The sequence below is a fragment of the Streptomyces endophytica genome (genome assembly GCF_026153355.1).
GTDB lineage: Bacteria > Actinomycetota > Actinomycetes > Streptomycetales > Streptomycetaceae > Streptomyces > Streptomyces endophytica.
In genome coordinates this window covers 4,859,154-4,883,657 of the sequence record NZ_CP110636.1, presented here as the reverse complement: position 1 = coordinate 4,883,657, position 24,504 = coordinate 4,859,154, and the positions used below count along the sequence as shown (strand labels likewise).

General features: G+C 73.3%; 18 protein-coding genes and 2 pseudogenes. 7 read left to right on the top strand and 13 right to left on the bottom strand.

Annotated features, from left to right (window positions below):
• Entirely contained in the window at positions 1-1,083 is a 1,083-nt protein-coding gene (locus OJ254_RS21855) for an alpha/beta fold hydrolase (RefSeq protein ID WP_265363682.1), read from the bottom strand.
• 112 nt (positions 1,084-1,195) lie between these two features.
• On the opposite strand from OJ254_RS21855, the gene OJ254_RS21850 reads away from it, so the two are divergent.
• Complete coding sequence (locus tag OJ254_RS21850) at positions 1,196-1,942, top strand: TetR/AcrR family transcriptional regulator C-terminal domain-containing protein (RefSeq protein WP_265363681.1); 747 nt, start codon at positions 1,196-1,198, stop codon at positions 1,940-1,942.
• A 6-nt stretch (positions 1,943-1,948) separates the two neighbouring features.
• On the opposite strand, the pseudogene OJ254_RS21845 reads toward OJ254_RS21850, so the two are convergent.
• Positions 1,949-2,897, bottom strand: a pseudogene (locus OJ254_RS21845) (LysR family transcriptional regulator).
• Between the two features lie 151 nt (positions 2,898-3,048).
• On the opposite strand from OJ254_RS21845, the pseudogene OJ254_RS21840 reads away from it, so the two are divergent.
• Together OJ254_RS21840 and OJ254_RS21835 are read left to right on the top strand one after the other, a co-directional pair.
• Positions 3,049-3,968: pseudogene (locus tag OJ254_RS21840) on the top strand (zinc-binding dehydrogenase).
• 73 nt (positions 3,969-4,041) lie between these two features.
• The gene (locus OJ254_RS21835; protein WP_265363680.1) at positions 4,042-4,479 is read left to right on the top strand and encodes a nuclear transport factor 2 family protein; all 438 of its coding nucleotides are present in this window, start codon (positions 4,042-4,044) and stop codon (positions 4,477-4,479) included.
• 30 nt (positions 4,480-4,509) lie between these two features.
• Here OJ254_RS21835 and OJ254_RS21830 read toward each other — a convergent pair whose 3' ends face one another.
• Complete coding sequence (locus OJ254_RS21830; protein ID WP_341483639.1) at positions 4,510-6,606, bottom strand: SpoIIE family protein phosphatase; 2,097 nt, start codon at positions 6,604-6,606, stop codon at positions 4,510-4,512.
• 227 nt (positions 6,607-6,833) lie between these two features.
• Positions 6,834-7,397 carry a hemerythrin domain-containing protein gene (locus OJ254_RS21825; protein WP_265363679.1) on the bottom strand — a complete coding sequence of 188 codons (564 nt, stop codon included), beginning with the start codon at positions 7,395-7,397 and terminating at the stop codon, positions 6,834-6,836.
• A 393-nt stretch (positions 7,398-7,790) separates the two neighbouring features.
• Between OJ254_RS21825 and OJ254_RS21820 the strand changes: the two genes are divergently transcribed.
• From OJ254_RS21820 to OJ254_RS21810, 3 genes are all read left to right on the top strand, one after another.
• Positions 7,791-8,321, top strand: coding sequence for a hypothetical protein (locus tag OJ254_RS21820; RefSeq protein WP_265363678.1), 531 nt, complete (start codon positions 7,791-7,793; stop codon positions 8,319-8,321).
• Between the two features lie 113 nt (positions 8,322-8,434).
• Complete coding sequence (locus OJ254_RS21815; RefSeq protein ID WP_265363677.1) at positions 8,435-9,385, top strand: DUF389 domain-containing protein; 951 nt, start codon at positions 8,435-8,437, stop codon at positions 9,383-9,385.
• A 126-nt stretch (positions 9,386-9,511) separates the two neighbouring features.
• Positions 9,512-11,350, top strand: coding sequence for a glycoside hydrolase family 15 protein (locus tag OJ254_RS21810; RefSeq protein WP_265363676.1), 1,839 nt, complete (start codon positions 9,512-9,514; stop codon positions 11,348-11,350).
• Positions 11,351-11,361: 11 nt separating this feature from the next.
• Here OJ254_RS21810 and OJ254_RS21805 read toward each other — a convergent pair whose 3' ends face one another.
• The 7 genes from OJ254_RS21805 to OJ254_RS21775 all read right to left on the bottom strand — a co-directional run bounded on the left by OJ254_RS21805 (position 11,362) and on the right by OJ254_RS21775 (position 20,277).
• Positions 11,362-13,143 (bottom strand): cation:proton antiporter, encoded by a 1,782-nt coding sequence (locus OJ254_RS21805; protein ID WP_265363675.1) that lies wholly within the window; start codon positions 13,141-13,143, stop codon positions 11,362-11,364.
• Positions 13,144-13,194: 51 nt separating this feature from the next.
• Positions 13,195-14,235, bottom strand: coding sequence for a cytochrome d ubiquinol oxidase subunit II (locus tag OJ254_RS21800; protein WP_265363674.1), 1,041 nt, complete (start codon positions 14,233-14,235; stop codon positions 13,195-13,197).
• Positions 14,232-15,680, bottom strand: a complete 1,449-nt coding sequence (locus tag OJ254_RS21795; protein ID WP_265363673.1) for a cytochrome ubiquinol oxidase subunit I — start codon at positions 15,678-15,680, stop codon at positions 14,232-14,234. Before OJ254_RS21795 ends, OJ254_RS21800 begins: the two co-directional genes overlap by 4 nt.
• A gap of 51 nt (positions 15,681-15,731) precedes the next feature.
• Positions 15,732-16,571, bottom strand: a complete 840-nt coding sequence (locus OJ254_RS21790; RefSeq protein WP_265363672.1) for an SDR family oxidoreductase — start codon at positions 16,569-16,571, stop codon at positions 15,732-15,734.
• A 166-nt stretch (positions 16,572-16,737) separates the two neighbouring features.
• Positions 16,738-18,318, bottom strand: a complete 1,581-nt coding sequence (locus OJ254_RS21785; RefSeq protein ID WP_265363671.1) for a GMC oxidoreductase — start codon at positions 18,316-18,318, stop codon at positions 16,738-16,740.
• A gap of 159 nt (positions 18,319-18,477) precedes the next feature.
• Positions 18,478-19,392 carry a cyclase family protein gene (locus OJ254_RS21780; protein ID WP_265365260.1) on the bottom strand — a complete coding sequence of 305 codons (915 nt, stop codon included), beginning with the start codon at positions 19,390-19,392 and terminating at the stop codon, positions 18,478-18,480.
• 162 nt (positions 19,393-19,554) lie between these two features.
• A complete protein-coding gene (locus OJ254_RS21775) occupies positions 19,555-20,277 on the bottom strand; it encodes a DUF6215 domain-containing protein (protein WP_265363670.1) in 723 nt (240 codons plus the stop codon).
• 354 nt (positions 20,278-20,631) lie between these two features.
• On the opposite strand from OJ254_RS21775, the gene OJ254_RS21770 reads away from it, so the two are divergent.
• Entirely contained in the window at positions 20,632-22,023 is a 1,392-nt protein-coding gene (locus OJ254_RS21770) for an MFS transporter (protein ID WP_265363669.1), read from the top strand.
• A gap of 77 nt (positions 22,024-22,100) precedes the next feature.
• On the opposite strand, the gene OJ254_RS21765 is transcribed toward OJ254_RS21770, so the two are convergent.
• Entirely contained in the window at positions 22,101-22,298 is a 198-nt protein-coding gene (locus OJ254_RS21765; RefSeq protein ID WP_265363668.1) for a CsbD family protein, read from the bottom strand.
• Positions 22,299-22,526: 228 nt separating this feature from the next.
• Positions 22,527-24,482, bottom strand: coding sequence for a helix-turn-helix domain-containing protein (locus OJ254_RS21760; RefSeq protein ID WP_265363667.1), 1,956 nt, complete (start codon positions 24,480-24,482; stop codon positions 22,527-22,529).
• Positions 24,483-24,504: the final 22 nt, after the last annotated feature.

Sequence of the window (24,504 nt, the reverse complement as noted above, 5' to 3'; positions counted from 1 at the left end):
TCAGGCGGCGATCGGCTGGCCGGTCACCACGGGCCGCACCTTGGTGAGCATCAGGTCCAGGAACTGGTCCGGGTGGCGGAACGACGCGAAGTGGCTGGCGTCGCGTATGAGCGCGAAGTCCTTGACCGGTGCGGTGACATCGTCGAAGAACCGCCGGGCGGGCTCGGGCGGGGTGAGCACGTCGCGGTCGCCCTGGAAGAGGAAGAACGGGATCTGGAACGCGGTCCCCTCGGCCCATTCGTCGATGCCCATGGCCTCGGGCCCGAGCTGCTCGGAGAAGCTCATGCCCTTGAAGTACGTGCGCAGCTCGCGGAGGGTGTGCAGCGGGGAGAACCAGAGCGAGCGGACCACCACGGTCTTCATGGTGTCGTAGGTGAGGGGGTCGGACGTGACGACCAACTTGGCGTACTGCGACCACTGTTCGGCGCTCCAGGCGGAGGCGTCGGGCCCCATGGCGGTGGCGGCGGCCAGCTCCTTGCGCTTGCCGGATTCCCGGAGCCGCTCGCACAGGGCGCGGTAGGAGGGCAGGTCGCGGCCGCCGGCGACGATGTTCTGGTCGGTGCCGACGTAGCCGGAGAACAGCTCCGGATTGCCGCGGGCCAGGCGGAGCCCGACGAACGTGCCGAAGGAGTTGGCGACCAGCAGGACCTTGCCGACGCCGAGCCGGGCACGGAGGTGCTCGGTCAGCTCCAGGGCGTCGCTCTGCAGCCGCCGCAGGCTCATCTCGCCCTGCCCGGCCGGGCCGCCGCGGCCGAAGGTCTTGGCGGCGCCGCGCATGTCCCACCGCACGATCGTGAAGTGCTTCTCCCAGGCGCGGGTGCGCGGGGCGAAGACCAGGTTGGAGGCGCCGGGGCCGCCGTGCAGCTCCAGGACGACCGGGTTGCGGCGGTCCTCGCCGCGGATGGAGACGTACTGGTCGAGGCCTCCGATGCGGACGAAGCCGGCCTCGTCGATCCCCCCGGGCGCGGTGATGTGCAGCCGCCGCGCCAGGGAGGCGCGCTTGACCTGGCGGTATCCCAGCAGCCCCGCGGCGGGCCCGGCGACGGCGGCGGCAGCAGAAACCCCGAGAACGGTTCCAAGCATGGTGAGTGTTCCCCCTAAACTGTTTATGCCATCAGCAGTGAGCTTTACGGTATATACAGTTGCTGCGGACGTCAACCGGCTTCCGTCGACTGCGAGGAGAAGGAGGACCGCCGTGGCCAGGACCACCAAGGCCAAGGAGGCGCGGGACGTGCGCGCGAGCCTCGCGCTGCTGTGGGGCGAGCAGGATCGGCCCACGCGGGGGCCCAAGCCCAGCCTCACCCCCCACCGCATAGCGGAGGCCGCCGTGGCGCTGGCCGACGCCGAGGGCCTGGAAGCCGTCTCCATGAACAAGGTCGCCGGCACGTTCGGCGTCTCGGCGATGGCGCTGTACCGCTACGTCCCGGGCAAGGCCGAGCTGGTCGAGCTGATGATCGAGGCCGTACTCGCGGAGCGGCCCGACCTCTCGGCGGCGGGAGACGGCTGGCGGCCGCGGCTGACCGAGTGGGCCCGCCGGTCCTGGGGTGTCTACCAGGCCCACCCCTGGCTGCTCACGGCCACCGCGATGCGCCGCCAGGCCATGGGACCCCGTCAACTGGACTGGCTGGACGCCGCGTTGGCGGCCCTGGAGCCGACCGGCCTGACCGCGGCGCAGCGGCACCAGGTCTTCCTGCTCGTCGTCGGGCTGATCCGCAACCTCGCGCAGCAGCTGCTCGACTTCGACGAGGAGCAGGACCAGGAGTGGAACCGCCTCACCGGCGAGCTCCTGGACCGGCACGCCGACCGATTCCCCGCCCTGACCAGGGCCGTCGCGGCCGGCGCCTTCGGCCCGGCCGCCGAGGACCCGCTCACCTTCGGCCTGGACCGCATCCTCGACGGGGTGCAGACCCTGATCGACCGCGAGGGCCCGGGCGCCGGCTAGGCATGCCTAGCCGGCGGCGAGCTTCGCGTGGTCGGTGTCGGGCAGCCAGTCGCGCCGGGGGGCGTAGTCCAGCCAGCGGTGGGCGCGGCCGGTTTCGGTGAAGCCGCGCAGCAGGGTGTCGAGCTGCGGGTGGCGGGCGGACTCGCGCCAGGCCAGCGACCAGGCGTACAGCGGGACCGGTTCGACGAGCGGGACGGCGCGCAGGCCCGCGTGGTCCGGGAGCGGGGCGTCGGCGGGGAAGAGGGTGAAGCACCCGGCATCGCCGCGGAGGTGCTGGACGAGGTGGTCCAGGCCGAGGTTGGGGCCGTCCTGCCGCCGGGCGATGCCGAAGGCGTCGGCGAAGCGGCGGAGGAAGTCCAGCCGGGTGAGTTCGGCCGGGCACCACAGGGTGTACTCGCGCAGGTCGGCCGGGCGCAGCGCGTCCGCGCCGGCCAGCGGATGGTCGGGGCCGACCACCGCGTCGACGGGTTCCAGCCGCACCAGCCGCTGGGTGAGCCCGCGTCGCGGCCGCCGGGCAGCGGGTGCACCCGGCCGAAGCCCAGGTCGGTCCCGCCGTGCAGCAGGGCCTGCGCGACGGAGGGCCAGTCGCGTCCCGGGCCGGGCTCCAGCCGCACCGGCCCGAGCGCCCGCGCGGCCTGGGCGACGGTGCGCATCGGCGCGTAGAGGTGGCCCCAGGTGTCGATCCGTACGGCCGGGCCGGCCCCGCTCACCGCCGCGACGGCGCGCTCGCCCGCCGCCAGCGCCTCGTGCGCGGCCGGCAGGAACCGCTCGCCCGCCCGGTCAGCCGGACGCCCCCGTCGCGCACGAAGAGCCGCACGGCCAGCAGTTCCTCCAGCCGTGCGATGCGCTTGGACAGCGCCTGCTGACTGGTTTTCAGCTCCTCGGCGGCCCGCCCGAAGTGCAGCGTCCCGGCGGTCGTGGTGAACGCGCGGACCAGGGCGAGGTCGAGATCCATGCCGCTGACCTTATGCGACAACCGTGCGTTGTCGGCCGGGCGGTCCGGTTGTTGGCCGGGCCGCGGCACCGCCCGGTCAGATGGTTCCCGACGCCGCACCAGGCGCCGCACCGGGGACGGCCCCCGAGGCCACCGAGGAGGAGCGACCACGATGAAAGCCCTGATACCGACCGGGGACCCCGCCGAGCCGGTCGTGCTCGCCGACGTCCCCGAGCCGAGCCCGCGTCCCCATGAGGCGCTGGTCAAGGTCGAGGCGTTCTCGGTCAATCGGGGCGAGACGTTCAAGCTGGAGCGGCCGGTGGCCGGCGAGCGCCCGGGAAGGACGTCGCGGGGCTGGTGGTGCAGCCGGCCGCCGACGGAAGCGGACCGTCCGGGATCACCCGGGTCGTCGGCCATCCCATGGCGGGCGGCTGGGCGGAGTACGTCGCGGTGCCGACCGACGCGCTCGCCGTGCTGCCGGACGGGGTCCCGGTGCTCCAGGCCGCGGCGCTGCCGCTGGCCGGGCTCACCGCACTGCGGCTGCTGCGCGCCGCCGGGCCCGTGGTGGGCCGGCGGGTCCTGCTGACCGGTGCGTCCGGCGGCGTGGGCCACTACGTGACCGAGCTCGCGGCCGCGGCGGGGGCGCAGGTCACCGCCGTGACGCGGGACGCCGAACGCGGTGCCCGGCTGGCCGGACTCGGCGCCGCCGAGATCGTCCACGACGTCGCCGACGCGAGCGGTCCCTACGACCTCGTGCTGGAGTCGACCGGCGGCCGGAACCTGCCGCTCGCCCTGGCGCGGCTCGCCCGGCGCGGCACGCTCATCTGGTTCGGCCAGGCCAGCCGCACCCCCGCCACGCTCGACTTCTTCGACTTCTTCCGCGGCCCCGAATCGGCCGTGCTCCGGCACTTCCACTACCTCGACGCGGACACCCGCCTCGACGACGACCTGGCGGCGCTGGTCCGGCTGACCGACGAGGGCCGGCTGCACCCGGAGATCGGCAGCGTCACGGACTGGGCCGGCACCGCGGCCACCCTGACCGACCTGCGCGAGCGCCGCATCCGCGGCAAGGCCGTCCTCACGCTGTCCTGAACGCTCTCCCCGGAATCCCTCTCCGCCGGCCGGACCCCGGCCGACGCACGCACACGAACGAAGGAGCACCACCATGAGCACCCTCACCGACCCCCGGTCCGTCGTCATCCGCTACGTCGAGGCGGTGCGCGACGGCGACGCGGACGTCATCCACGACAGCTTCGCGGAGGACGCCACCTGGCACTACCCGGGCAGCCTGCCGGTCTCCAAGGTCTGGCAGGGCCGCGACGCGATCATCCATGACTTCCTCGGCGGCATGGGGCCCGCCTTCGTCCCCGGCACCCTGGAGATAGCGCTGGTCGGCACCGTGGCCGAGGGCGACCGGGTGGTCGCCGAATGGACGTCGAAGGCCACGACCGCGCACGGCGACCGGTACGACAACCGCTGCCTCGGCGTCTTCACCGTCCGCGACGGCAGGATCACCTCGGTCGTCGAGTACGCCGACACCCACCATGTGGCCCGCACCCTCTTCCCGGACGACGCCAACTCCCGCCCCGCCGGCGGCGCGTGAGCCGCGCCCACCGACGCGGCGCCGCCTCGCTCAGTCGGCGCCGCCGTCGTCGGCCTGTGCGCCGATGAGGAGGAGCGCGACGTCGTCGTGGAGCGGCGAGGGGAGGCCGGCGCGGCGGAGGAGGTCCTCGGCGAGGGTCTCCATGGGCAGGGTCCCGGAGCGTGCGAGGTGGCCGGCGAGCTCGGCGATCTCCTCCTCGATGTCGCCGCCGGGCGATTCGACGAGTCCGTCCGTGTAGAGGGCGAGCACACTGCCGGGCCGGAGGGTGATCTCGGTCATCGGGTAGTCGGTGTCGGCGTCGATGCCGAGCAGCAGACCGGGCGGCAGGGTGAGGATCTCGGTTTGCCCGTCCGGGTGGCGCAGCAGCGGGGGCGGATGGCCGGCGCTGGCCAGCCGGGCGCGGTGCTCGGCGAGGTCGAGGTGGACGTAGAGGCAGCTGGTCAGCAGGCCGGCGTCCAGGTCGGTGAGCAGGCGGTTGGTGCGGGCGAGGACCTCTCCCGGGGGCGCGCCGGCGGTGGCGTGGACGGCGGTGCGGACCTGGCCCATGAGGGCGGCGGCATTGACGTTGTGGCCCTGGACGTCGCCGATGGCCGCGGCGGCGGTGCGGTTCCCGAGGCGGATGAGGTCGTAGAAGTCGCCGCCGATGTCGGTGACGCGGCCGGCCGGGAGGTAGCGGGCGGCGACGTCCAGGCCGGGGATCCGGGGCAGGGCGGTGGGCAGCAGACCGGCCTGCAGGCTGCGGGCGAGCCGGTGTTTGGTGTCGTAGAGCAGGGCGCGGTCCAGGGCCTGGGCGACCAGCCCGGCGAGCGAGGTCAGCATGGCGCGCTCCTGGGGGGACCAGGGGAAGGGCCGGTCGTGGGCGAGGACCAGGGAGCCGACGGGGGCGCCGGAGGCGATCAGCGGCAGGAAGGCCCAGGCGGCCATGTCGTCGTGCAGGACGGCGTCGGGGTAGGCCCGTCTGAGGTCCTCGAACGTGTCGAAGAAGCTGGGGACACCGCTGCTCAGGACGCGTACGACCGGGGTGTCGGCGGTCAGCGTCAGGCCCTCGAAGTGGTCCAGGACGCCGGCGGTGAAGCCGCGGTGGCCGACGATGCGCAGCCGGCCCTCCGCGGCGGTCGTCAGGGCGAGGGCCTGGATGCCGAAGGCGGGCATGATCTGGTTGGCGACCCGTTCGGTCACGTCCTGCACACCGACCGCTTCGGTCAGCGCGGCGGCCAGGTGCAGCAGGTGGTAGAGCACGTCCGTCCGGCTCGGTGCGGCGGGCCCGGCGGGCCGGCTCCGCCCGGGGCCGTCCGCGGGGCGGTCCGCGTCGGTGGGCCGGTCCGCGGGCCCGTCCGCCGGCAGGTCCGTCGGCTGGTCCGTGGGTGCCGGGGCGATCAGGACGCTGATGCCGCCGTCGTCCGGGTGCAGGTGGAAGGACAGCCACCGGTCCGGCGGGCGCAGCGCGGTGAAGGACACCGGTTGCCGGCTGATGACCGCGGCCCGGTAGTGGTCCTCGAAGACCGGGTCGTGCAGCCAGGGCAGCGCCTCCCACGGCAGCGCGCCGCGCAGCTCGCCGACGGTGGCGCCGACGAGCTCCGCGGCGGTGGCGGTGAGGAAGGTGATCCGGCCGTCGAGGTCCAGTGCGCAGCAGCCCTCGGGCAGCCGCTCGGCGAAGTCGAAGGCGGCCAGCGCCTCGGCGGTACCGGGCGCACGGGTCCGCAGTGCCGGGATGATCCGCGGCTCGGGGCCCGGGAGGACCGGGTGGCCGGTGTCGGCGGCGTGCTGCAGCAGCAGTCCCAGGTGGTGGCAGCAGGCGCGCAGGCTGTCCTGCTCGCGCGGGGAGAGTTCCGGCGGGTGCGAGCCGGGCCAGAGCAGCGCCAGGCCGCCCCATTCGGTCCCGTCGGCGGTGATCGGCGCGGTGGCCACCGCGAAGGCGTACGGCAGGGCGAGGGCGGCCCGGGGGTAGCGGCGGGCCATGTCCTCGTGTCCGGCGACCCACACCAGGCGCCGCTCGCGGACCGCGTCCGACACCGGGACCGCCCCGGCCAGCCGCATCCGTTCCCAGGGGGCCACGATCCGCTGGGAGATGCCCGTCATGACGGTCAGGTGCAGCCGGCTGTCGCCCGGGGGCAGCAGGAACACCATTCCGGCGGAGGCCCCGATTCCTGGACGGCCTGGATCAGGGGGGCGTCCAGCAGCATGTCGGAGCCCCCGGCGGCAGCGGACCCGAAGAGCTCCGTCACCGCGTCAGCCTCCCCGGCCGGTTGCCGCCACTGCGCCCCGCGCATGGACCATATCGGGACGATACGCCCGTGATCGGTCGTGCGCCTGCGTCCGGCCGGGCGGGCCGCCGGAGCCGTTCCGCGGCGCCGCTACAGGGTCTTCCCACGGCTGGTGATGAAGTCCCTGGCCCGGTCCACCAGCCCGAGCCCCGGCGCGAGCAGCTTGTTCGCCGGCGGGGTGGTGGGCGCGGAGGGGTGCGGGCGGGTGGGGGCCAGCTTCTTCGCGGTGCGGATCCGGTCGCCGAGGGTGTCCAGGGCGTCGGCGGAGCAGACCGCGCGCAGCTGGGGGAAGAGGGTGGCCTCCTCGTCCTGGACGTGGCGGGTGACCGAGTCCTTCAGGGTCATGAAGAGCCGGTCCAGCTGCGGATCGTCGGCGGAGCAGCCTTCGAGCTTCTTGAGGATCTTCTCGACCTCGGTGTGGTCCTTGATCTCCTTGTCGGCCAGCGCGCCGCCGTCGGCCACGTGCTCGCGGACCGCCGGATACAGGTACTGCTCCTCGGCGACGGAGTGCCGTACGAGCTCGATGGTGAGCTGGTCGATGAGGTTCTTGCGGTCCTTGTGGCCGCTGGGCACGGCCTCGATCCGCCGGAAGAGGTCCTCGACCTCGCGGTGGTCGCTGGTCAGTTCCTCGATGATGTTGCCGCCGTGCCCCATGAGTGCCTCCTGAAACGGTGGGTCGTGCTGCCCGCGCACCTGCGGCGGACCTCACCACGGGTTCCCGGGCACCTCGCTCCGTAACGGGCGGAGGGGCGTCTTGGCCCTGGTTGGCGCCGTGTTGTCACCCGGAGGCGGGGACGGGGAGGCGGGGACGGGGAGGCGGCCGGGCCGGGGACGCCGACGGCGAGGGTGACGGGCTGCCGTCATGGCGAGGGGCCGAATTTCGAGGCTTTCGCGTGAGCTGCGTCATTTCGCCCGATTGGCCGGGCCCCTAGGCTTCCGGAGGCCCGGTTCCGCGGGCCGCTTCCCCTCCCCGTTCCGCGCCCGAGGTGCCGGAGCCGCCCGAGACGCCGGCGCTGCCGGCGCCGCCAGAGAAGGGACCCCCTGCCGTTGTCCGCCGACATCTCGCCGGTCATAGCCGCCACCGCGCAGTGGCTGCTGCGCTCCTACCCCGTCACCGGCGGCGCCCTCGACACGGCCCTCGCGCAGGCCCAGGCGCGACAGGCCGTCACGGTCGCCGCCTGGCTGCGCTACCCCACGACGGCGGACGCCGCACTGGTCGCGCTGGTCGGCCCCGGCGGCGCGGCCCGGCTGGACTGGCTCACCGGTGCCGACGCGTCCGGTCCGGACGCCCCCGAGGAGGCCTGGCGGAGCTGGGTCGACGAGGTCGTGGCCAGCTGGGCGGCCTGCCTGCTCACCACCCCCGGGCTCGCCGGGGACGCGGTGGCCGCCCTCGCGGACGGTGAGCACGTCACGGGGGTGTCCCCCGACTTCCGCCGGCTGACCCACCCCGACGAACGCGACCGGCGCGCCGCGGCCCTGCTGCGCCACCCCGACCTGCTCGCCCCGGTCGCCGATCTGCACCGTGACGCGCTCGTACGGCACCTCGACGGCGACCGGCTCGACGCGGACCGCGCCTAGCCGACGGCCCCGGGCCTTACGGCCCGAGCGGTGGCGAGCGCCCGCGCGGCGCCTGACGGACCGGCGGGCGATAGTGGACGTGTGCCGGTGTCCGACTGCCGCCGGAGGTCCGGATGGACTTGATCCACTTGCGCATGGTCATGCCGCCCGCACTCACCCAGCCGGCCGTCGACCTGCTCAGCTCGGACGACCGCGTCCTCAACCTCATGGTCGTGAAGTCGGCACACCTGCCGGCGGGCGACGCGCTCGAATGCGACGTGATGAAGGGCGCCGCGAACGGCGTGCTGGGCGACCTGCGCCGGCTGGGCGTCGACCGCGCCGGCTCGATCGCCGTCGACGGCGTCGAGATGATGTTCTCGCACCGCGCCGAGCAGGTCGAGGCCGACCAGCCGAGGGCGCTGGTCCACGCGCCGCTGTGGGCCACGGTCGAGGCGCACATCCGGTCGGAGGGCACCTACCTGCCGTCGTTCTACCTGTTCCTGGTGATCGCCGGCCTGATCAGCGCGGTCGGCATCATGACGAACTCGCAGATCCTCATCGTGGCGGCCATGGTCGTCGGCCCCGAGTACAACGCGATCACCAGCATCGCCCTCGGCCTCGACCGGGGTAACCGGCGCCGGGTCCGGGACGGGGTCCGTGCGCTGACCGTCGGCTTCCTGCTGGCCATCGTGGTCACGCTGGGTTTCGCCGCGCTGGCACGGGCCGCACACCTGCAGTCCGAGGCCTTCGACCTGGGCCTGCGGCCGGTCTCCCACCTCATCGACACACCGGACTTCTTCTCGGTCGTCGTCGCCTTCCTCGCCGGCGTGGTCGGCATCGTCTCGCTCACCGAGGCGCGGGGCACTGCCCTGCTCGGCGTCTTCATCTCCGTGACGACGATCCCCGCCGCCTCGGACGTCGCCGTCTCGCTGGCCTTCGCCGAGTGGCACCAGGCCTGGGGCTCGCTGCTCCAGCTCCTGCTGAACGTCGTCGTGCTCGTCGTGGTCGGCGTCCTCACCCTCCGCATGCAGCGACGTCTGTGGCGCCGCGCGGCCCGGCGCGCGACGGCGAGACCCGGGCCGTAGGGGCGGTGGCTCCGCGGCCGGCGTTCCGTGGGCGGCCCGGGCTCGGCGCGCCTCGGCCGGGGCCCCGCCTTACGCTGGGCGAGGGGACGGCATCCGGGCGGATCGCCGGCCGAAAGGGGCGTCCCGATGGACGACTACCCACTGATCGAGAACCACGGTCTGCTGGGCGATCTGCAGACCGCGGCACTGGTGACGACGGACGGGACGGTCGACTGGCTCTGCCTCCCGCGGTTCGACTCGCCCAGCATCTTCGGGGCACTGCTGGACAAGGACAAGGGCGGGCACTGCACGGTCCGGCCGCTGCACGCGACGCACGCGACCAAGCAGTTGTACCTTCCCGACACCGCGATCCTGGTCACCCGGTTCATGACCGAGGCGGGCGCCGGTGAGGTGCTCGACTTCATGCCGGTGACCGGGACGACGGTCACAGCCCGCCACCAACTGGTGCGCATGATCCGCTGCGTGCGCGGCAGCATGTCCTTCGAGGTCGAGATCGCCCCGCGCTTCAACTACGGGCGCACGGCCCACCAGTTGCACATCACGGAGCACGGAGCGCTGTTCGCCGCGGACGACGGCACGGAACTCACCGTGCACCCCATCCGCGAACCTGACGACGAGCAGCTGGTCGACGTCCGGCCGGACCGGGAGAACGACCTGCACTTCACGCTGAACCTGCAGGCGGGCCAGCAGCGCGGGCTGGTACTGGCGTCGGCCGCGGACGGGCCGCCCAGGGAGATCCGGCTCGCCGCGTACCAGCAGCTCTTCGAGGACACCGTGGCGTTCTGGCGCAACTGGCTGGGACAGTCGCGCTACACCGGGCGCTGGCGGGAAGTGGTGGAGCGTTCCGCGATCACGCTGAAGCTCATGACCTACGCACCCAGCGGTGCCTTGGTGGCCGCCCCGACGGCGGCCCTCCCGGAGCAACTGGGCGGCGAACGCAACTGGGACTACCGCTTCACCTGGATCCGTGACGCCTCCTTCTCCGTGTACGCCCTGCTGGGACTGGGCTTCACGGAGGAGGCCCGGGCGTTCATCGTCTGGCTGAGCGACCGGGTCAAGGAGCGGGCCGGCGGCGGGGGGACCACGGGCCCGCTCAACATCATGTACAAGGTCGACGGCTCGGCCGACCTGGACGAGCAGATCCTCGACCACTGGGAGGGTTACGCGGGCTCCGCGCCGGTACGGATCGGCAACGGCGCCGCGACGCAGCTCCAACTGGACATCTACGGCGAGGCGCTGGACAGCATCTACTTCGCGCACCAACACGGTTTCCAGGTCGGGCACGGGGGATGGACCTCGATGCGGGAGGACCTGGACTGGCTGGCCGACCACTGGGACCAGGCGGAGGAGGGTATCTGGGAGACCCGCGGCGGGCGCCAGGACTTCACCTACGGCCGGGTCATGTCATGGGTGGCGTTCGACCGCGCGCTGCGCCTCGCCGAGTCGAAGGGGTGGCCGTCGGCGTCCGGGCGCTGGCACACCGAGCGGGACGCCGTGTACGAGCAGGTCATGGCCAAGGGGTGGAGCGAGGAACGGCAGGCCTTCGTCCAGCACTACGGCGGTGACGTACTGGACTCCTCGCTGCTGCGCATGGCGACGGTCGGGTTTCTCACCCCCGAGGATCCGATGTGGGCATCGACCCTGGACGCCATGGATCAGGAACTGGTCAGCGACAGCCTGGTCTACCGCTACAACCCCGAGGCCTCGCCCGACGGCCTGCGTGGCTCCGAGGGCACCTTCTCGCTGTGCACGTTCATGTACGTCGACGCCCTGGCGCGCGCGGGACGGACCGACAGGGCGCGGCTGGTGTTCGAGAAGATGATGGGGTACGCCAACCATCTGGGCCTGTACTCCGAGGAGATCGACCCGACGGGGCGTCAGCTCGGCAATTTCCCCCAGGCGTTCACCCATCTCGCCCTCATCGACTCCGCCATCACCCTGAACGAGGCTCTCGACCGGCGCTAGCCCGAACCAGCTCAGCCGGCCGGCTCCGTCCCCGTCGCGGTCGCCGGTCCGAGGAGGATCAGCGTGTCGCCCTCCCCCGCGGTGACCGGCAGGGCGGCGGTGACCGGTGCCAGCCGGCCGTCGCGCCGGACGACGAACAGCGTCGCGGAGCCCGGTGGGGGCGGGACGGAGGCGGGCTGTACGAGGAAGCGGGCGCCCTGCCCGTGCCGGGCCACCAGGGCGTGGCGGAGGAGTCCGGCGCCGAAGAGGGTGTCACCGGCCGCGTAGGGGGCGACGACGCCGCGGCCGTCGGGGGGCGGGCCGATGCGGTAGACGGGGCCGTCGACGCTGTCCCGCATGACGATCGAGGCGAGGGCGTTGAAGTCGTCGTCGTCGGTCAGCAGGAACGCCGCGGTGACCCCCTCCAGCCGGGCCTGCGGATCGGTGGCCGCGGCCATCAGCTCCCCGGCCGCCAGCTCGATGCCGGCTTCGGTGATCCGGTCCCGCTCGTGGGCGAGGCCGGCCCACATCAGCACGTCGAGGCCGGCGGTGCGCAGCGACCGGGCGAGGTCGACGACCCAGGGCTCGCCGCCCACCAGGAGCGGACGGGCCCGGGTGGGACGGGCGAGGCCCAGCCCGGCGGCCACCGGCCTGGCCGTCAGCGCGTAGACCAGGACCGTTCCGACGATCACCAGGAAGGTGACGGGGAGGATCGTGCCGGCGCCGCGCCGTCCCGCGGCGGTGAGCGAGGCCGAGAACGTCGTGGCGGTGGCCGCCGCGACGATGCCGCGCGGGGCCATCCAGCCGAGGAAGGCCCGTTCCGGGGCGGCGAGTTCCGTCCCCGCGGTGGACAGCACCGCGATCAGGGGTCTGACCAGCAGGACGAGCACGGCGACGAGGGCGAGGGTGGGCAGCAGCACGGGGACGACGGACTTCGGCGTCACGGTCGCCGAGATGGAGACGAACAGCAGGCCGATGATGAGCTGGACGAGCGTCTCGAAGAACGGCCGGCGGGCGGGCATGGCGAAGCCGGGCAGGTTCGCGACGATCAGCCCGGTGACGATCGCGGCGATCAGCCCGGTGTCGTCGAAGACCATGTCGCAGCCCGCGGCCACCACGACGACGGTCGCCAGTTGGGCGAGCGTGCCGAGCGTCTCGCCGAGCCGGAGCCGGCGGAGGGTGAACCACAGCAGCGCGGCGCCGGCGAGCCCGCCCGCGAGCCCCAGGGCGAGCCCGGCGAAGAAGTAGGCGGACCGGAAACCGTGGCCGGTCCGGAAGCCGCCGGAGATCAGCGAGTGGAAGACGACGGCACCGAGGATGCCGCCCACGGGATCCACCAGGGACCCCTCCCACATCAGCACCCGGCGCACCTTGTCCGACGGCCTGACGTGGTCGAGCAGCGGAGCGACGACGGTCGGCCCGGACACGACGAGGATCACGCCGATCATGCAGGCGATGGCGAACGGCACGCCGTACAGGGCCGGTCCCAGGGCCATGACGGTCCCCGCGGTGAGCAGGACGCCCAGCACGATGAGGCGCACGACGACGCTCCGCGTCGCGCCCTTGAGGTGGCGCAGATCCAGTCCGAGGCCGGCGTCGTAGAGGATGAGCGCCACCGACAGCGACACCAGGGGCGAGAAGGCCGGGCCCATGAGCTGGTCGGGACGGACGGCGTCGGTGACCGCCCCGGCCGCGAACCCGGCCGGCAGCAGCACGATCAGGGAGGGGATCCGCAGCCGGCTCGCGAGGATCTGGGAACCGACCGCGAGGGCCACGGTCAGCCCGACGCCCAGCAGGATCTCGTCCGCGCTCATCGCGCCCTCACCCCTGGGCGGGCGCCCTGCGGTACCCGGCCGCCACGGGGGTCAGCCCTCGTCAGCGGCGCCCGGCCGCCGCAGGTCGGCGTCGGTGAGGCCCTCCAGTTCGCCACGGGTGTCCAGCCAGTAGAGCAGGGCGACCGCGGGGACGATCAGCACGAGGGCCACCAGGGTGACGAGCCCGAGCCAGCGCAGCGTGGTGTGCGCGCCCGCGCCGTCGGCGACGGTCAGCGAGGTCGGGATGAGGTACGGGCGCTGGGCCATGCCCCAGCCGAGGACGGCGGACGCGACCACACCGGCCGCCGTCACCCGGGACCAGGCCCCGGAGGGGCGGATCAGCAGCCAGGCGGTGGCGAGGGTGGCCAGTGCCGACACGACGACGAAGACGAGCCCCACGCCGTGGGTGAGCCCGTGCCAGACGTGGGGCGCGTCCCCGTGGGTGACGAACAGGGTGATCACGGCGAGGACGGCGACGACCGCCAGGGCGGCCAGCGCCCGCCGCCGGAAGTAGCCGTCGAGATCGGGCGCGGCGAAGCGGCGGGCGTCCGCCGCGAGGAAGACCGCGCCGAGCAGCGCCGTGGTCGCGACGGCGAGCAGGCCGAAGAGGACCGAGGTGGGGTTGGCCCAGGCGTCCGTCGATGCCGTGGTCGCCGCGGTGACCCGCCCCGAGGCGACCCCGCCGACCGCGGCGCCGAGGAAGAACGGCGTCAGCAGCGAGGAGACGGCGAACATCGCGCCGTACAGGCGCCGTCCGGCCAGCCGTCTGGCGGGCTTGCGCAGGGCGAAGCCGGCGCCGCGCAGCACGATGCCGACGGCGGCCAGCGCCAGCGGCAGCCACATGGCCGTGAACGCGCGCTGGAAGAAGACCGGGAACCCCGTCCACATGATCACCAGCACGAAGATCAGCCAGACGTTGTTGACCTCCCACACGGGAGCCATCGCATGGTCGATCAGCCGGCGCGGGCGCTCGCCGCGTGCCGCGCCGCCCGCGGCCAGGTCCCAGAACCCGGCTCCGTAGTCGGTGCCGCCGGCGCAGGCGTAGGCGGCGACCGCGAGCAGCAGCACGACGGCGATCACCCCGGCGATCACGGCCGGCTCCCCGCGGAGCGCGGCCCGTACGGCGTGTCCGTCTCCGGGGTCTGCGTCTCCGGTCCGCGCTCCGGCGGCGGTCCCTCGCCCGTCGTCCCGTCGGCGAGCCGCCAGCGGGTGCGCATCTTCAGCAGCACCGCGAGGAACGAGCCGAAGACGACCAGGTACACCACGACGACCAGGCCGAACATGATCCACAGGCTGGTGGAACGGGTCGACGTCACGGCTTCGGCGACCCGCATGTTCTGGTAGACGATCCACGGCTGGCGGCCCACTTCGGTGGTGATCCAGCCGCATTCGACGGCGACGACGGAGGCGAGACCGGCCACGGCGGCGCAGCGGAAGAACCACGGGGAGGCCGGCAGCCTGCGGCGGCGCAACCGGATCAGGGCGTACCAGAGGGCGAGCAGCACCAGCAGGGAGCCGATGCCGACCATGATGTCGAAGGTCCAGTGGATGAGGGTGGCCTGAGTGGCCGTCGGCCGGTCGGCCGCCGGGACGGAGGTCAGACCGGTCACCTCGGTGTCCGGGCGGAAGCCGGCGAGGATGGAGTCCAACTGCGGGATGCGGATGCCGCCGGAGATGCTTCCGTCCGGGTGCATCCGCCCGAAGAGGTATTCCGGCACATGGGTGTCGGTCTTCCACACGATCTCCATCGCGGCGAACTTCACCGGCTGCTTGTGGAAGACCTGCCGGGCGATGGCGTCGCCGAGCACGAACTGCACCGGCGTGAAGACCGCGGCGAGCGTGAAGGGGATCGTGAACCCGAGCCGGTGGTAGCGGTCCCGGCGGCCGCGCAGCCAGCCGACGGCGTAGACGCCGGCGACGACGTAGCCCGCCGTCACGAGCATCGCCACGACGAAGTGCCAGTACTGCGGGCCGAACATGGGCGTGAAGATCGCCTTCCAGATCTTCACGTCGACGGGGTTGCCGGCCGGGTCGAGGGAGAAGCCCCGCGGGGTGTTCATCCAGGAGTTGGCGGCCAGGATCCCGAAGGCGCCGAGCAGGGCGACGGCGGGCAGCGGCAGGCCGAGCAGGAAGTGGGTCCGGGAGGGCAGTCTGCGCCAGCCGTAGAGATAGATGGCGATCAGCACGGCTTCCAGGAAGAAGGCCCAGGCCTCGACGCCGAAGCCGATGCCGAAGACATCGCCCCACCGGCCCATCATGCCCGGCCACAGCAGCCCGAACTCGAAGGACAGCACGGTGCCGGTGACCACGCCGATCGCGAACTGGACCGCCATGACCGCGGACCAGCGCCGGGCCAGCAGCAGGGCGGTCGGGTCGTTCCGGCGCAGTCCGTAGCCGTGCATGATGAGCGTGATCAGCGGCAGCGCCACGCCCAGGGGCACCAGGATGATGTGCGAGGCGAGCGTGAAGGCCATCAGCGATCTGGCCGGGAGCAGCTGCGCCGGCGCGTCCGCCAGCAACGAAACCGCTGTGTGCATGGGGTTCTCCTCGGGACCGACGTGCGCGAGGGCCGGCGTGCGCGGGGTCGGTCAGCCGCCGGTGGCGAAACCGGGGAAGAGGGTCATCCCGCCGTCCACGTAGAGGGTGGCGCCCACGACGTAGTCCAGGAGGTCGGAGGCGAGCGCGACGGCCGCGTGGGCGATGTCCTCGGGGACGCCGACGCGGTCGTAGGGGATCAGCCGCAGGAGGTCCCGCTGAGCCTCGGGGGTGTCCCAGGCGTCGCGGTTGATGGGGGTCTTGATGGCGCCGGGGGCGATCGCGTTGACGCGGATCTTCTTCGGGGCGAGTTCCTGCGCCAGCGTCTCCATCATCATCTGCACACCGCCCTTGGACGACGCGTAGTTGACGTGCCCGGCCCACGGGATGATCTGGTGCACCGAGCTCATGCAGATGATCTTGCCCGCCGCCCGCGACACCTCCGGGACCACCCCGCGCCGCAGGAACTCCTTGGTCGCCTCGCGGGCACAGAGGAACTGCCCGGTGAGGTTGACGTCCAGGACCTTCTGCCACTGGGCGAGGGTCATGTCGGTGAACGCCGCGTCCCGTTGCAGTCCGGCGTTGGCCACGAGGATGTCGACGGTGCCGAACTCCTTGACCATCCGGTCCGTCATGGCGACGACCTGCTCCTCGTCGGAGACGTCCGCCTCGTACGCGGCGGCCCGCACCCCGAAGGACGCGATCTCCCCGGCCACCTTCTCGGCTTCCTCACGGCCGGCCACGTAGTTCACGACCACATCGGCGCCGGCCCGCCCGAGGGCGATGGCCGTGGCCCGGCCGATCCCCGAATTCGCGCCGGTGACCAGCGCCTTCTGGCCCTTCAGCAGATTGCCGGGGATCACGTCCTGGGGTGCGCCCTCGGGGGAACTCACGATGACTCTCTCCTCCACTGCCTGACCCGGAATCAGCCGGGCCGTGGCCCGGAGGTGCAGGCGTCACACAATCACCGGGGAGGGGCGACGGCGCGGCGGAGGGGGCCGCTTTGCGCTGCCCGACTGACGATCTTCGCCCGGTCGGAGGCGCGTCGCCGTGGGCCGGTCAGCCGAGCCGCGCGAGGAGGTGGTCGCCCACCCGCAGGGCGTTCGCGATGGCCGTCAGGGACGGATTGACCGCGCCGATGCTCGGGAAGAAGCTCGTGTCGACGACGTAGAGATTGTCCAGGTCGTGGGCCTTGCAGTGAATGTCCAGGGCCGAGGAGGCCGGGTCGTCGCCGAACCGCACGGTGCCCGCCTGGTGGGCGGTGGCGCCGATCGGCATGCCCTTGTGCAGGTAGATGCTGTGGGACAGCAGCTGGTGCTCGTGCATGCCCAGGTGGCCGAGCAAATGCTGGAGCTTGTGCCGCAGGCGGGTCAGGCCGGCGATGTTGTTGGTCTCGTCGAGGGCGAGGTGGATGCGGCCGTCGGCGTCCAGGGTGACCCGGTTGTCCGGCCGCGGCAGGTCCTCCCCGCACAGCCAGAAGTCGACGGCGTGGTGGGCCAGGACCTCGAAGGGCATGTCCGGTACCACCGCGCCGGCCCAGCGCGGGGCCTCGCCGTGGATCTGCTCGGCGTCCGACTTGCCGAGCATCTGGATGCCGCCGAGGGGGTAGTCCCAGTCGTCCGCGCCCAGGTACCAGTCGTGCAGGGCGAGGGTCTTCTGGAACTGGGTGTCGTTGGGCTCCTTGGAAATCGCCATCAGGGCGAGGTTGTTGTGCCGCATGTAGTGGCGGCCGACCACGTCGGAGCTGTTGGCCAGCCCGTGCGGGTGCTGGTCGTTGGCCGAAGCGAGCAGCAGGGCCGCGGAGTTGACCGCCCCGCAGGCCACGACCACGATGTCGGCCGAGAAGCGGGCCTGCTCCCCGTCCGGGAGCTCGGCGACGACCGCGGTGACGCTGCACCCCGTCGGATCGGTCTCCAGCCGCGTCACCCGGGCATGGGTGAGCAGCTCGACACCGGGGTGCCGCAGTGCCGGTTCGACGCAGATGACCTGGGCGTCGGACTTGCCCCGGACCAGGCAGGGGAAGCCGTCCACCCGGTTGCAGCGGATGCAGACACTGGAGGGCGCCGCCCGCCCGTTCTCGTCCTGGGTGAGGTCGACCCCGATGGGCAGGTGGAAGGGGTGCAGTCCGCGCTTCTCCAGGTCGTCGCTCAACTGCTGGATGCGCGGCTCGTGTGCGACCGGCGGGTAGGCGTACGGTGCGCTGCACGGCCCTTCCCAGGGGTCCTCGCCGTGCCGGCCGTGCACCAGGTAGAGGTGTTCCGCCTGGGTGTAGTACGGCTCCAGGTCCTCGTAGCGGAGCGGCCAGGCGGGCGAGACGCCGTCGTGGTGGCGCAGCTCGCCGAAGTCCTCGGGGCGCAGCCGGAACAGCGCCGCGCCGTAGAACTTGGTGTTGCCGCCGACGTAGTAGTTGACCTCGGGCGGGAACGTGTTGCCGTGCCGGTCCAGCCAGAACTCCGGGGCCCGGTACTTCGCCTTGACGAACACGGCGGTGGAGTCCCAGTTGTCGCGTTCGCGCGGCAGGTACCCGCCGCGTTCGAGGAGCAGCACCCGCTTGCCTGAGGGGGCGAGCCGGTGGGCGAGCGTGCCGCCGCCGGCGCCGGTGCCGATGATGATGACGTCGTAGTGGGAGGAGCCGCTCACGCGACCACCGTCCTTGCCGTCGCGGTCCCCGGCCGCCGCCGGGACCTGCCGGTAGCCTTCTCCGCTTCTTCGAACGTATACGCCCGGGGGCGGCGCGGCACCCGGAGCGGGTCGCTCGAAGGGCCGCGTCCCGGCCCGGTCACCGGACGGCGATCGGGTTCACAGGACGGCGATCGGGTTCACCGGGGACCCGGTGGCCGCCGGGAACCGCAGCGGGGCGACCACGCACAGGAAGTGCCAGCGGTGCAGCTGCTCGCACACCGGTAGCAGTTCCTCGAAGTTCAGGTAGTCCATCAGGTGCAGCCCCAGGGCGTTCATGGCCAGTACGTGCACCGGGAACGGGACCTCGGCGACCGCGCCGGGAGCCGTGTCGTTGTTGCCGTCCGACCCGAGGGCGGCCACCTGCCGCTCGGCGAGGAAGCGCATCGCCGCCGGGTGCAGGCCGGCCCGCCGCCGCGCCGCGTCCCAGGCGCCGAGGCTCCGGCGCCGGCGGCGGTGCCCGACGCGTACGAAGAGCAGGTCGCCCGGTCCGACCGTGACGCCCTGAGCCTCCTCGGCCGCCATGAGGTCGTCGGCGGTCACGTGGTCGCCGGGCTCCAGCCACGGCACCCCGCGCAGGCGCGGGACGTCCAGCAGCACACCGCGGCCGACGATGCCGTCGCGCACCAGCTCCGACGTGAGCGCGCCGGCCCCGTCCGGCGTCACGCTGCTCGCCGGGACACCGCCGTAGAGCTCGCCGTCGTACATCACATGGCACAGCGCGTCGAGGTGGCTGTCGGCGTCCCCGTGGACGTTCATGGCGAACCGGTCGAGGGCGAAGTGCAGTCCCGGGGCGCCGGCTTCGCCGGGGGCGGATGCGGTCATCCGGTGCGCGGCGGGCTGCGGGTTGTCCGGCCCCGGTGTGGTCTCGATGGGGGCGGCCAGTGACACGGTCCGGCCGGCGCGCACCTCGGTGGCGGCGGCCACCACCCGCTCGGGGGTGAGGTGGCCCAGCGCGCCGCGCCCGGGATCCGTGCCGTCCCGCGCCTGTGCGCGCAGCCGGCGGTAGAGGGCGCGGAAGGCCTCCTCGGACATGCGGGTCCGAGCCCCGGGCGGCGACGTCGCGCCGTGCTGCGCACGATCCGCCACGTGAGCTCCTCCTCGCTCCGCTCGCCGCTCCTCGTCGGCTCCGGGCCCTGGTCCCAGGGTCGGCCTCCCCCGCTCGCCCCGCATCCCGGAAGCGGTGCCGCGGTGTCGTCAGCCGTGCCGCGGCTTCGTCGGCCCGGCGTCCCAGCCCGGAATCGTCGGCAGCACCTTCTCGGCGACGCGGAGCAGCGCCGCGTCATCGGGCATCCCCTCGTCCTGCCGCCAGACGACGACCTCGAACGAGCCGCCGCCGTCCTTCGCGTTCCTGGCGACCTGCAGGCGGCGGGCGATGCCGCCGGGCGCGGTGTCGGCCTTGCCGGGCTTGCCGCCGTCGAACCGGAACCGGATGGCGATGGTCCGGTCCGAGGAGAGCACCGCGGGACGCCCCAGAACCGTTCGCTTCTCCGCCGCGCTGCCCAGGAGTCCGGCCATCCCGGCCACCGTGAAGTCGTCGTAGGACGCCGAGAGCTGCACGGTGTAGGTCTTCAGCGTGACCTTGGCCTCGGGGGTGACGAACGTCGTGCCCCCGGCGAGCTTGGTCGAGCTCTCGCTGCCGTCAGCGGACTCCGCACGCTCCGCCGGTGTACCGAGGAGCTCCGGCAGGTCCGAACGGTTCAGCGCCGTGCACAGCTGCGCGCCCGAAACACGCTTCGACGGCCGGGCGGCCTCGTGGTCGGCCGAGCAGGCGGCCGGCTTGACCTCCTCGACCTCCTGCCCCGAGTCCTTCGCCATGACCCACATGCCCCCCGCGAGTCCCCCGACCAGCACCACCGCCGCGAGCGCCTGGGCTCCCGCGTTGATCCCCTTCTCGGGTCCGGTCCTGGGTACGGTCATCGATCCGGTCTCGGATCTGTCGAATTCGCCGTCCATGTCCCCCACTTCCCCCACCTGCTGATTCGCGCCCCTTGTGCGCCGGGGGAGCCTAACCGGTGATCGTTCCGCGGTACAGCGCCCTCCGGCGGGGCGGCCGGCGCGGACCACGGCGCTGCCGGGTCGCGGGTGCCGCTCCTGGCAGCATCGTCCCTTCCGCCAGACTGCTCGGGTGATGGACGCGGCCGGGCCCTCATGGTGCGCACGCGCACCCCCGCGCCCGGAACTATGGCGTCCCACCACATGTGCCACTGACCTGCGCGTTCCTACGGTGTGGCGACACATCGACGTCCCCGTAGCCTTTCGGAAGTGGTGCACATGGCCCGCGCAGCAACCGCTCCCCCACCACCGGCCGACCTCAAGCGCATCGTCGCCGCCAGCCTGATCGGGACCACCATCGAGTGGTACGACTTCTTCCTCTACGGATCCGCCGCCGCGCTGGTCTTCAACAAGCTGTTCTTCCCCGGTTCCGATCCGCTCGTCGGGACCCTGCTGGCGTTCCTGACCTACGCGGTGGGGTTCGCCGCGCGGCCCGTCGGAGCGCTGGTCTTCGGGCACTTCGGCGACCGGCTGGGCCGGAAGAAGCTGCTGGTGCTGAGCCTGGTGCTGATGGGCGGCGCCACGTTCGCGATCGGGCTGCTGCCGACACACGCCACGATCGGTACGGCGGCGCCGGTGCTGCTGACCGTGCTGCGGCTGGTCCAGGGGTTCGCGCTGGGCGGTGAGTGGGGCGGCGCGGTGCTGCTGGTGTCGGAGCACGGTGATGCACGGCGGCGCGGGTTCTGGGCCTCGTGGCCGCAAACCGGGGCGCCCGCGGGGCAGTTGCTGGCCACCGGCGTGCTCTCGCTGATGACGGCGCTGCTGCCGGCCGCGGCGTTCGCCGCCTGGGGGTGGCGGGTGCCGTTCCTGCTCTCCGGCGTGCTGGTCCTGGTCGGGCTGTGGATGCGGCTGTCGGTGGACGAATCGCCCGTGTTCCGGGCGGCGTTGGAGCGTGCCGAGGCCCGCCGGGCGCAGGGGGCGGCCACCCGCGCGGAGAAGCCGCCGCTGCTCGCGGTGCTCCGGCACCACTGGCGCGAGGTGCTGATCGCGATGGGCGCACGGATGGCCGAGAACATCTCGTACTACGTCCTCACGGCGTTCGTGCTGGTCTACGCGACCTCGCACGCCGGAGTGGCGCAGCAGACCGCGCTGAACGCGGTGCTGATCGCCTCGGCGCTGCACTTCGCGGTGATCCCCGCCTGGGGCGCGCTCTCGGACCGGATCGGGCGCCGGCCGGTCTATCTGCTGGGCGCGGCCGGCGTCGGCGCCTGGGCGTTCCCGTTCTTCGCGCTGGTGGACTCCGGCCGGTTCGGTCCGCTGCTGCTCGCGGTGGGCGTCGGGCTGTTCTTCCACGGCGCGATGTACGCCCCCCAGGCGGCCTTCTTCGCGGAGATGTTCGCGACCCGGATGCGGTATTCGGGCGCCTCGATCGGGGCCCAGTTCGCGTCGGTCGCCGCCGGTGCGCCGGCCCCGCTGATCGCGACCGCGCTGCTCGCCGACTTCGGCGGCCCGGCGCCGATCGCGCTGTACGTCATCGCGGCCGCCCTGTTGACCCTGGTCGCGGTGGGTGTGGCCCGGGAGACCCGCAGCCGGGACCTGGCGGCGGTGGCGGAGGACGGGCCGCGGCCCGCCTCCGGCAGGGCCGGCGACGGGCAGCAGGTGGGGGTCTGATGTGCGGCGGGGGCGCGGCGGGCCGTGGGACGCTCCGGGAGACGGGGCAAGCTCGCCCGCCGCGCCCCCGCCGGACGTCAGGACCGCTCGGTCCTGCGCTTCAGGGACTCCTTGGTGCCGCGGATGTTCTCCCCGGCGTCGTCCATGGTGTCCTTGGCCTTGCCCTTGGCCTCTTCCATCCGGCCTTCGGCCTTCAGCCGGTCGTCACCGGTGATCTTGCCGGTGACCTGCTTGGCCTTGCCCTTCATCTTGTCCTTGGCGCCCTTGCCGGCCATGTCCAACTCCTTCGTGCGTGATCTGTGACCCGTGGTCCGCGGACGGGCGGAGAAGCCACGGGACGTACGGAGCACTCGCGGAATGGAGGGCTCCGGATCCAGGCTGCCGCACGCCATACGGGGGCGCACCCGGAGCGACGGGCCCGTTACTCCTCCGTTTCGCCCGCGCCACCGGCCCGTCCACCGCCTCCGGCCCGTTCGCCGTGCCGCCCCCGCTTCGCCGCGCCGCTACCGCTCGCTGCCGTGCTCCACCGCGGACGAGAGCTGGTGCAGCCGCAGCGCCAGTTGGAGCTCCAGGGCGCGCGCCGGGCTCTGCCAGTCGGGTCCCAGCAGCCGGCCCACCCGTTCCAGGCGCTGCGCGACGGTGTTCACGTGGACGTGCAGCTCGTCCTTGGTGCGGCCCGGGCTCATCCCGCAGGCGAAGTACGCCTGGAGTGTGCGCAGCAGCTCCGTCCCGCGGCGGGCGTCGTAGTCGGCGACCACGCCGAGCGTACGGCGCACGAACCCGTCGACGTCGCGGGTGTCGGCGAGCAGCAGTCCCAGGAAACCGAAGTCGGCGGCGGCCGCGCCCTGACCGGCCCGGCCCAGCACCCGCAGCGCCTCCCGGCAGCGCCGGGCCTCCGCGTACGCGTCGGCGACCGCCGCGGGCCGTCCGGCGGGAGCCGGGACCGGGGCCGAGGCACCGACGGTGACCGGTACGTGGAGCGCGGCGCCCAGCCGGGCGGCGATCTCCCGGGCGTGCCGCGCCGGATCGCCGTCGGGCCCGAGCGGCAGCAGCAGGACGGCCCCGCCCTCGCGGACCGCGGCCAGGCCGTGCCCGGTGGCGGCGAGGTGGGAGGCCGCCGACCACAGGCGCCGCCGGTCGCCGGCGACGTCCTGGGCGGCGGGGGCGTCGACCCGGGCGGCCAGGACGACCTGCGGTGCGTCGAGGTCGGCGCCGACCCGGGCGGCGCGTTCCCGCAGCAGCCGGGGGTCGCGCCCGGAGGCGTCCAGGAGGTCGTCCAACAGCTCGCCGCGGACCCGCTGTTCGGCCTCGCCCGCGGTCCGGCGGGCGAGCAGCAGCAGCGAGGTGACCACGGCGGCCCGCTCCAGGGTCCGCTGGTCGACCGGGTCCAGGGCCGGGTGGCCGCGCAGGACCAGCGCGCCGAGGACCTCCCCGCCCGCCGATACCGCCGCGACCCAGTCGGCACCGTCCCGTACGGCGTGCCCGTCGGCGCGGGAGCGGTCCAGGGCGGCGGCCGGGGCGTCCGCGGGCTCGGTGAACTCCACCTCGCCGTGCAGCACTTCGGCCACCGCGGCCGCGACGTCCTGCACGCCACCGCCGCGCAGCACCAGTTCCGTCAGCCGGTCGTGGATGTCCGAGGCGCGCTCGATGACCGCACTGCGGTCGCGGATGATCTCGTTGGCCGCCTCCAGTTCGGTGAGCGCCTTACGGGTCTCGGCGAGCAGGCGGGCGGTGTCCAGGGCGACCGCGGCGTGCGCCGCGTGGGCGGCGAGCAGGGCGATCTGGCCGGGTTCGAAGACCCGCTCGCGGCGGTCGGCGGCGAACAGCACCCCGATGACCCCGCTGCCCAGCATCAGTGGCACGCCCAGGATCGCCACCAGGCCCTCGTCGCGGACCCCGGCGTCGATGGTGCCGGTGTGCCGGAACCGCCCGTCGTGGAAGTAGCTGTCGGTCACGTACGGCCGGGCGGTCTGCGCGACCAGGCCGCCCAGTCCCTCGCCCATGCCGAGCCGCAGTTGCTGGAAGCGCGCGGAGACCGAACCGTCGGTGACCCGCATGTAGGTGTCGCCGGCGGCCGGGTCGTTGAGGGTGAGGTAGGCGACCTCGGTGCCCAGCAGGGAGCGGGCCCGGCGCACGATGGCCCGCAGGACGGCGTCCAGGTCGCGCAGTCCGGCCAGGTCGTGCGCGGTGGCGTAGAGCGCGGACAGTTCGGCCTCGCGCCGCCGGCGGCCCTCCAGTTCGGTGCGTATCCGGAGCGCCTGGCGCTTGGCCCGCTCCAGGGCGGCGAGCCGGCCGGGCGCGGCACCCTCGGCACGGGCGCGCAGCACCGGCCGCTCGTAGTCCTCCGCGGGGGCGTCGGCGGCGAGCAGGGCGAGGAAGGGGGCCTCGGCCGGTTCGGTGGCGGACGGGGACGGGGCCGGTTCGGTGGCTGGCGCGGACGGGGACGGATCGGTGGGCATGGTCACAGGGATACCTTCGGGT

Coding starts and splice junctions, on each gene's coding strand:
- OJ254_RS21855 (WP_265363682.1), bottom strand. CDS start 1,083: ATGCTTGGAACCGTTCTCGGGGTTTCTGCTGCCGCCGCCGTCGCCGGG.
- OJ254_RS21830 (WP_341483639.1), bottom strand. CDS start 6,606: ATGGTGTTCCTGCTGCCCCCGGGCGACAGCCGGCTGCACCTGACCGTC.
- OJ254_RS21780 (WP_265365260.1), bottom strand. CDS start 19,392: ATGTCCGAGGAGGCCTTCCGCGCCCTCTACCGCCGGCTGCGCGCACAG.
- OJ254_RS21805 (WP_265363675.1), bottom strand. CDS start 13,143: ATGAGCGCGGACGAGATCCTGCTGGGCGTCGGGCTGACCGTGGCCCTC.
- OJ254_RS21795 (WP_265363673.1), bottom strand. CDS start 15,680: ATGCACACAGCGGTTTCGTTGCTGGCGGACGCGCCGGCGCAGCTGCTC.
- OJ254_RS21815 (WP_265363677.1), top strand. CDS start 8,435: ATGGACTTGATCCACTTGCGCATGGTCATGCCGCCCGCACTCACCCAG.
- OJ254_RS21810 (WP_265363676.1), top strand. CDS start 9,512: ATGGACGACTACCCACTGATCGAGAACCACGGTCTGCTGGGCGATCTG.
- OJ254_RS21775 (WP_265363670.1), bottom strand. CDS start 20,277: ATGACCGTACCCAGGACCGGACCCGAGAAGGGGATCAACGCGGGAGCC.
- OJ254_RS21765 (WP_265363668.1), bottom strand. CDS start 22,298: ATGGCCGGCAAGGGCGCCAAGGACAAGATGAAGGGCAAGGCCAAGCAG.
- OJ254_RS21835 (WP_265363680.1), top strand. CDS start 4,042: ATGAGCACCCTCACCGACCCCCGGTCCGTCGTCATCCGCTACGTCGAG.
- OJ254_RS21770 (WP_265363669.1), top strand. CDS start 20,632: ATGGCCCGCGCAGCAACCGCTCCCCCACCACCGGCCGACCTCAAGCGC.
- OJ254_RS21760 (WP_265363667.1), bottom strand. CDS start 24,482: ATGCCCACCGATCCGTCCCCGTCCGCGCCAGCCACCGAACCGGCCCCG.
- OJ254_RS21825 (WP_265363679.1), bottom strand. CDS start 7,397: ATGGGGCACGGCGGCAACATCATCGAGGAACTGACCAGCGACCACCGC.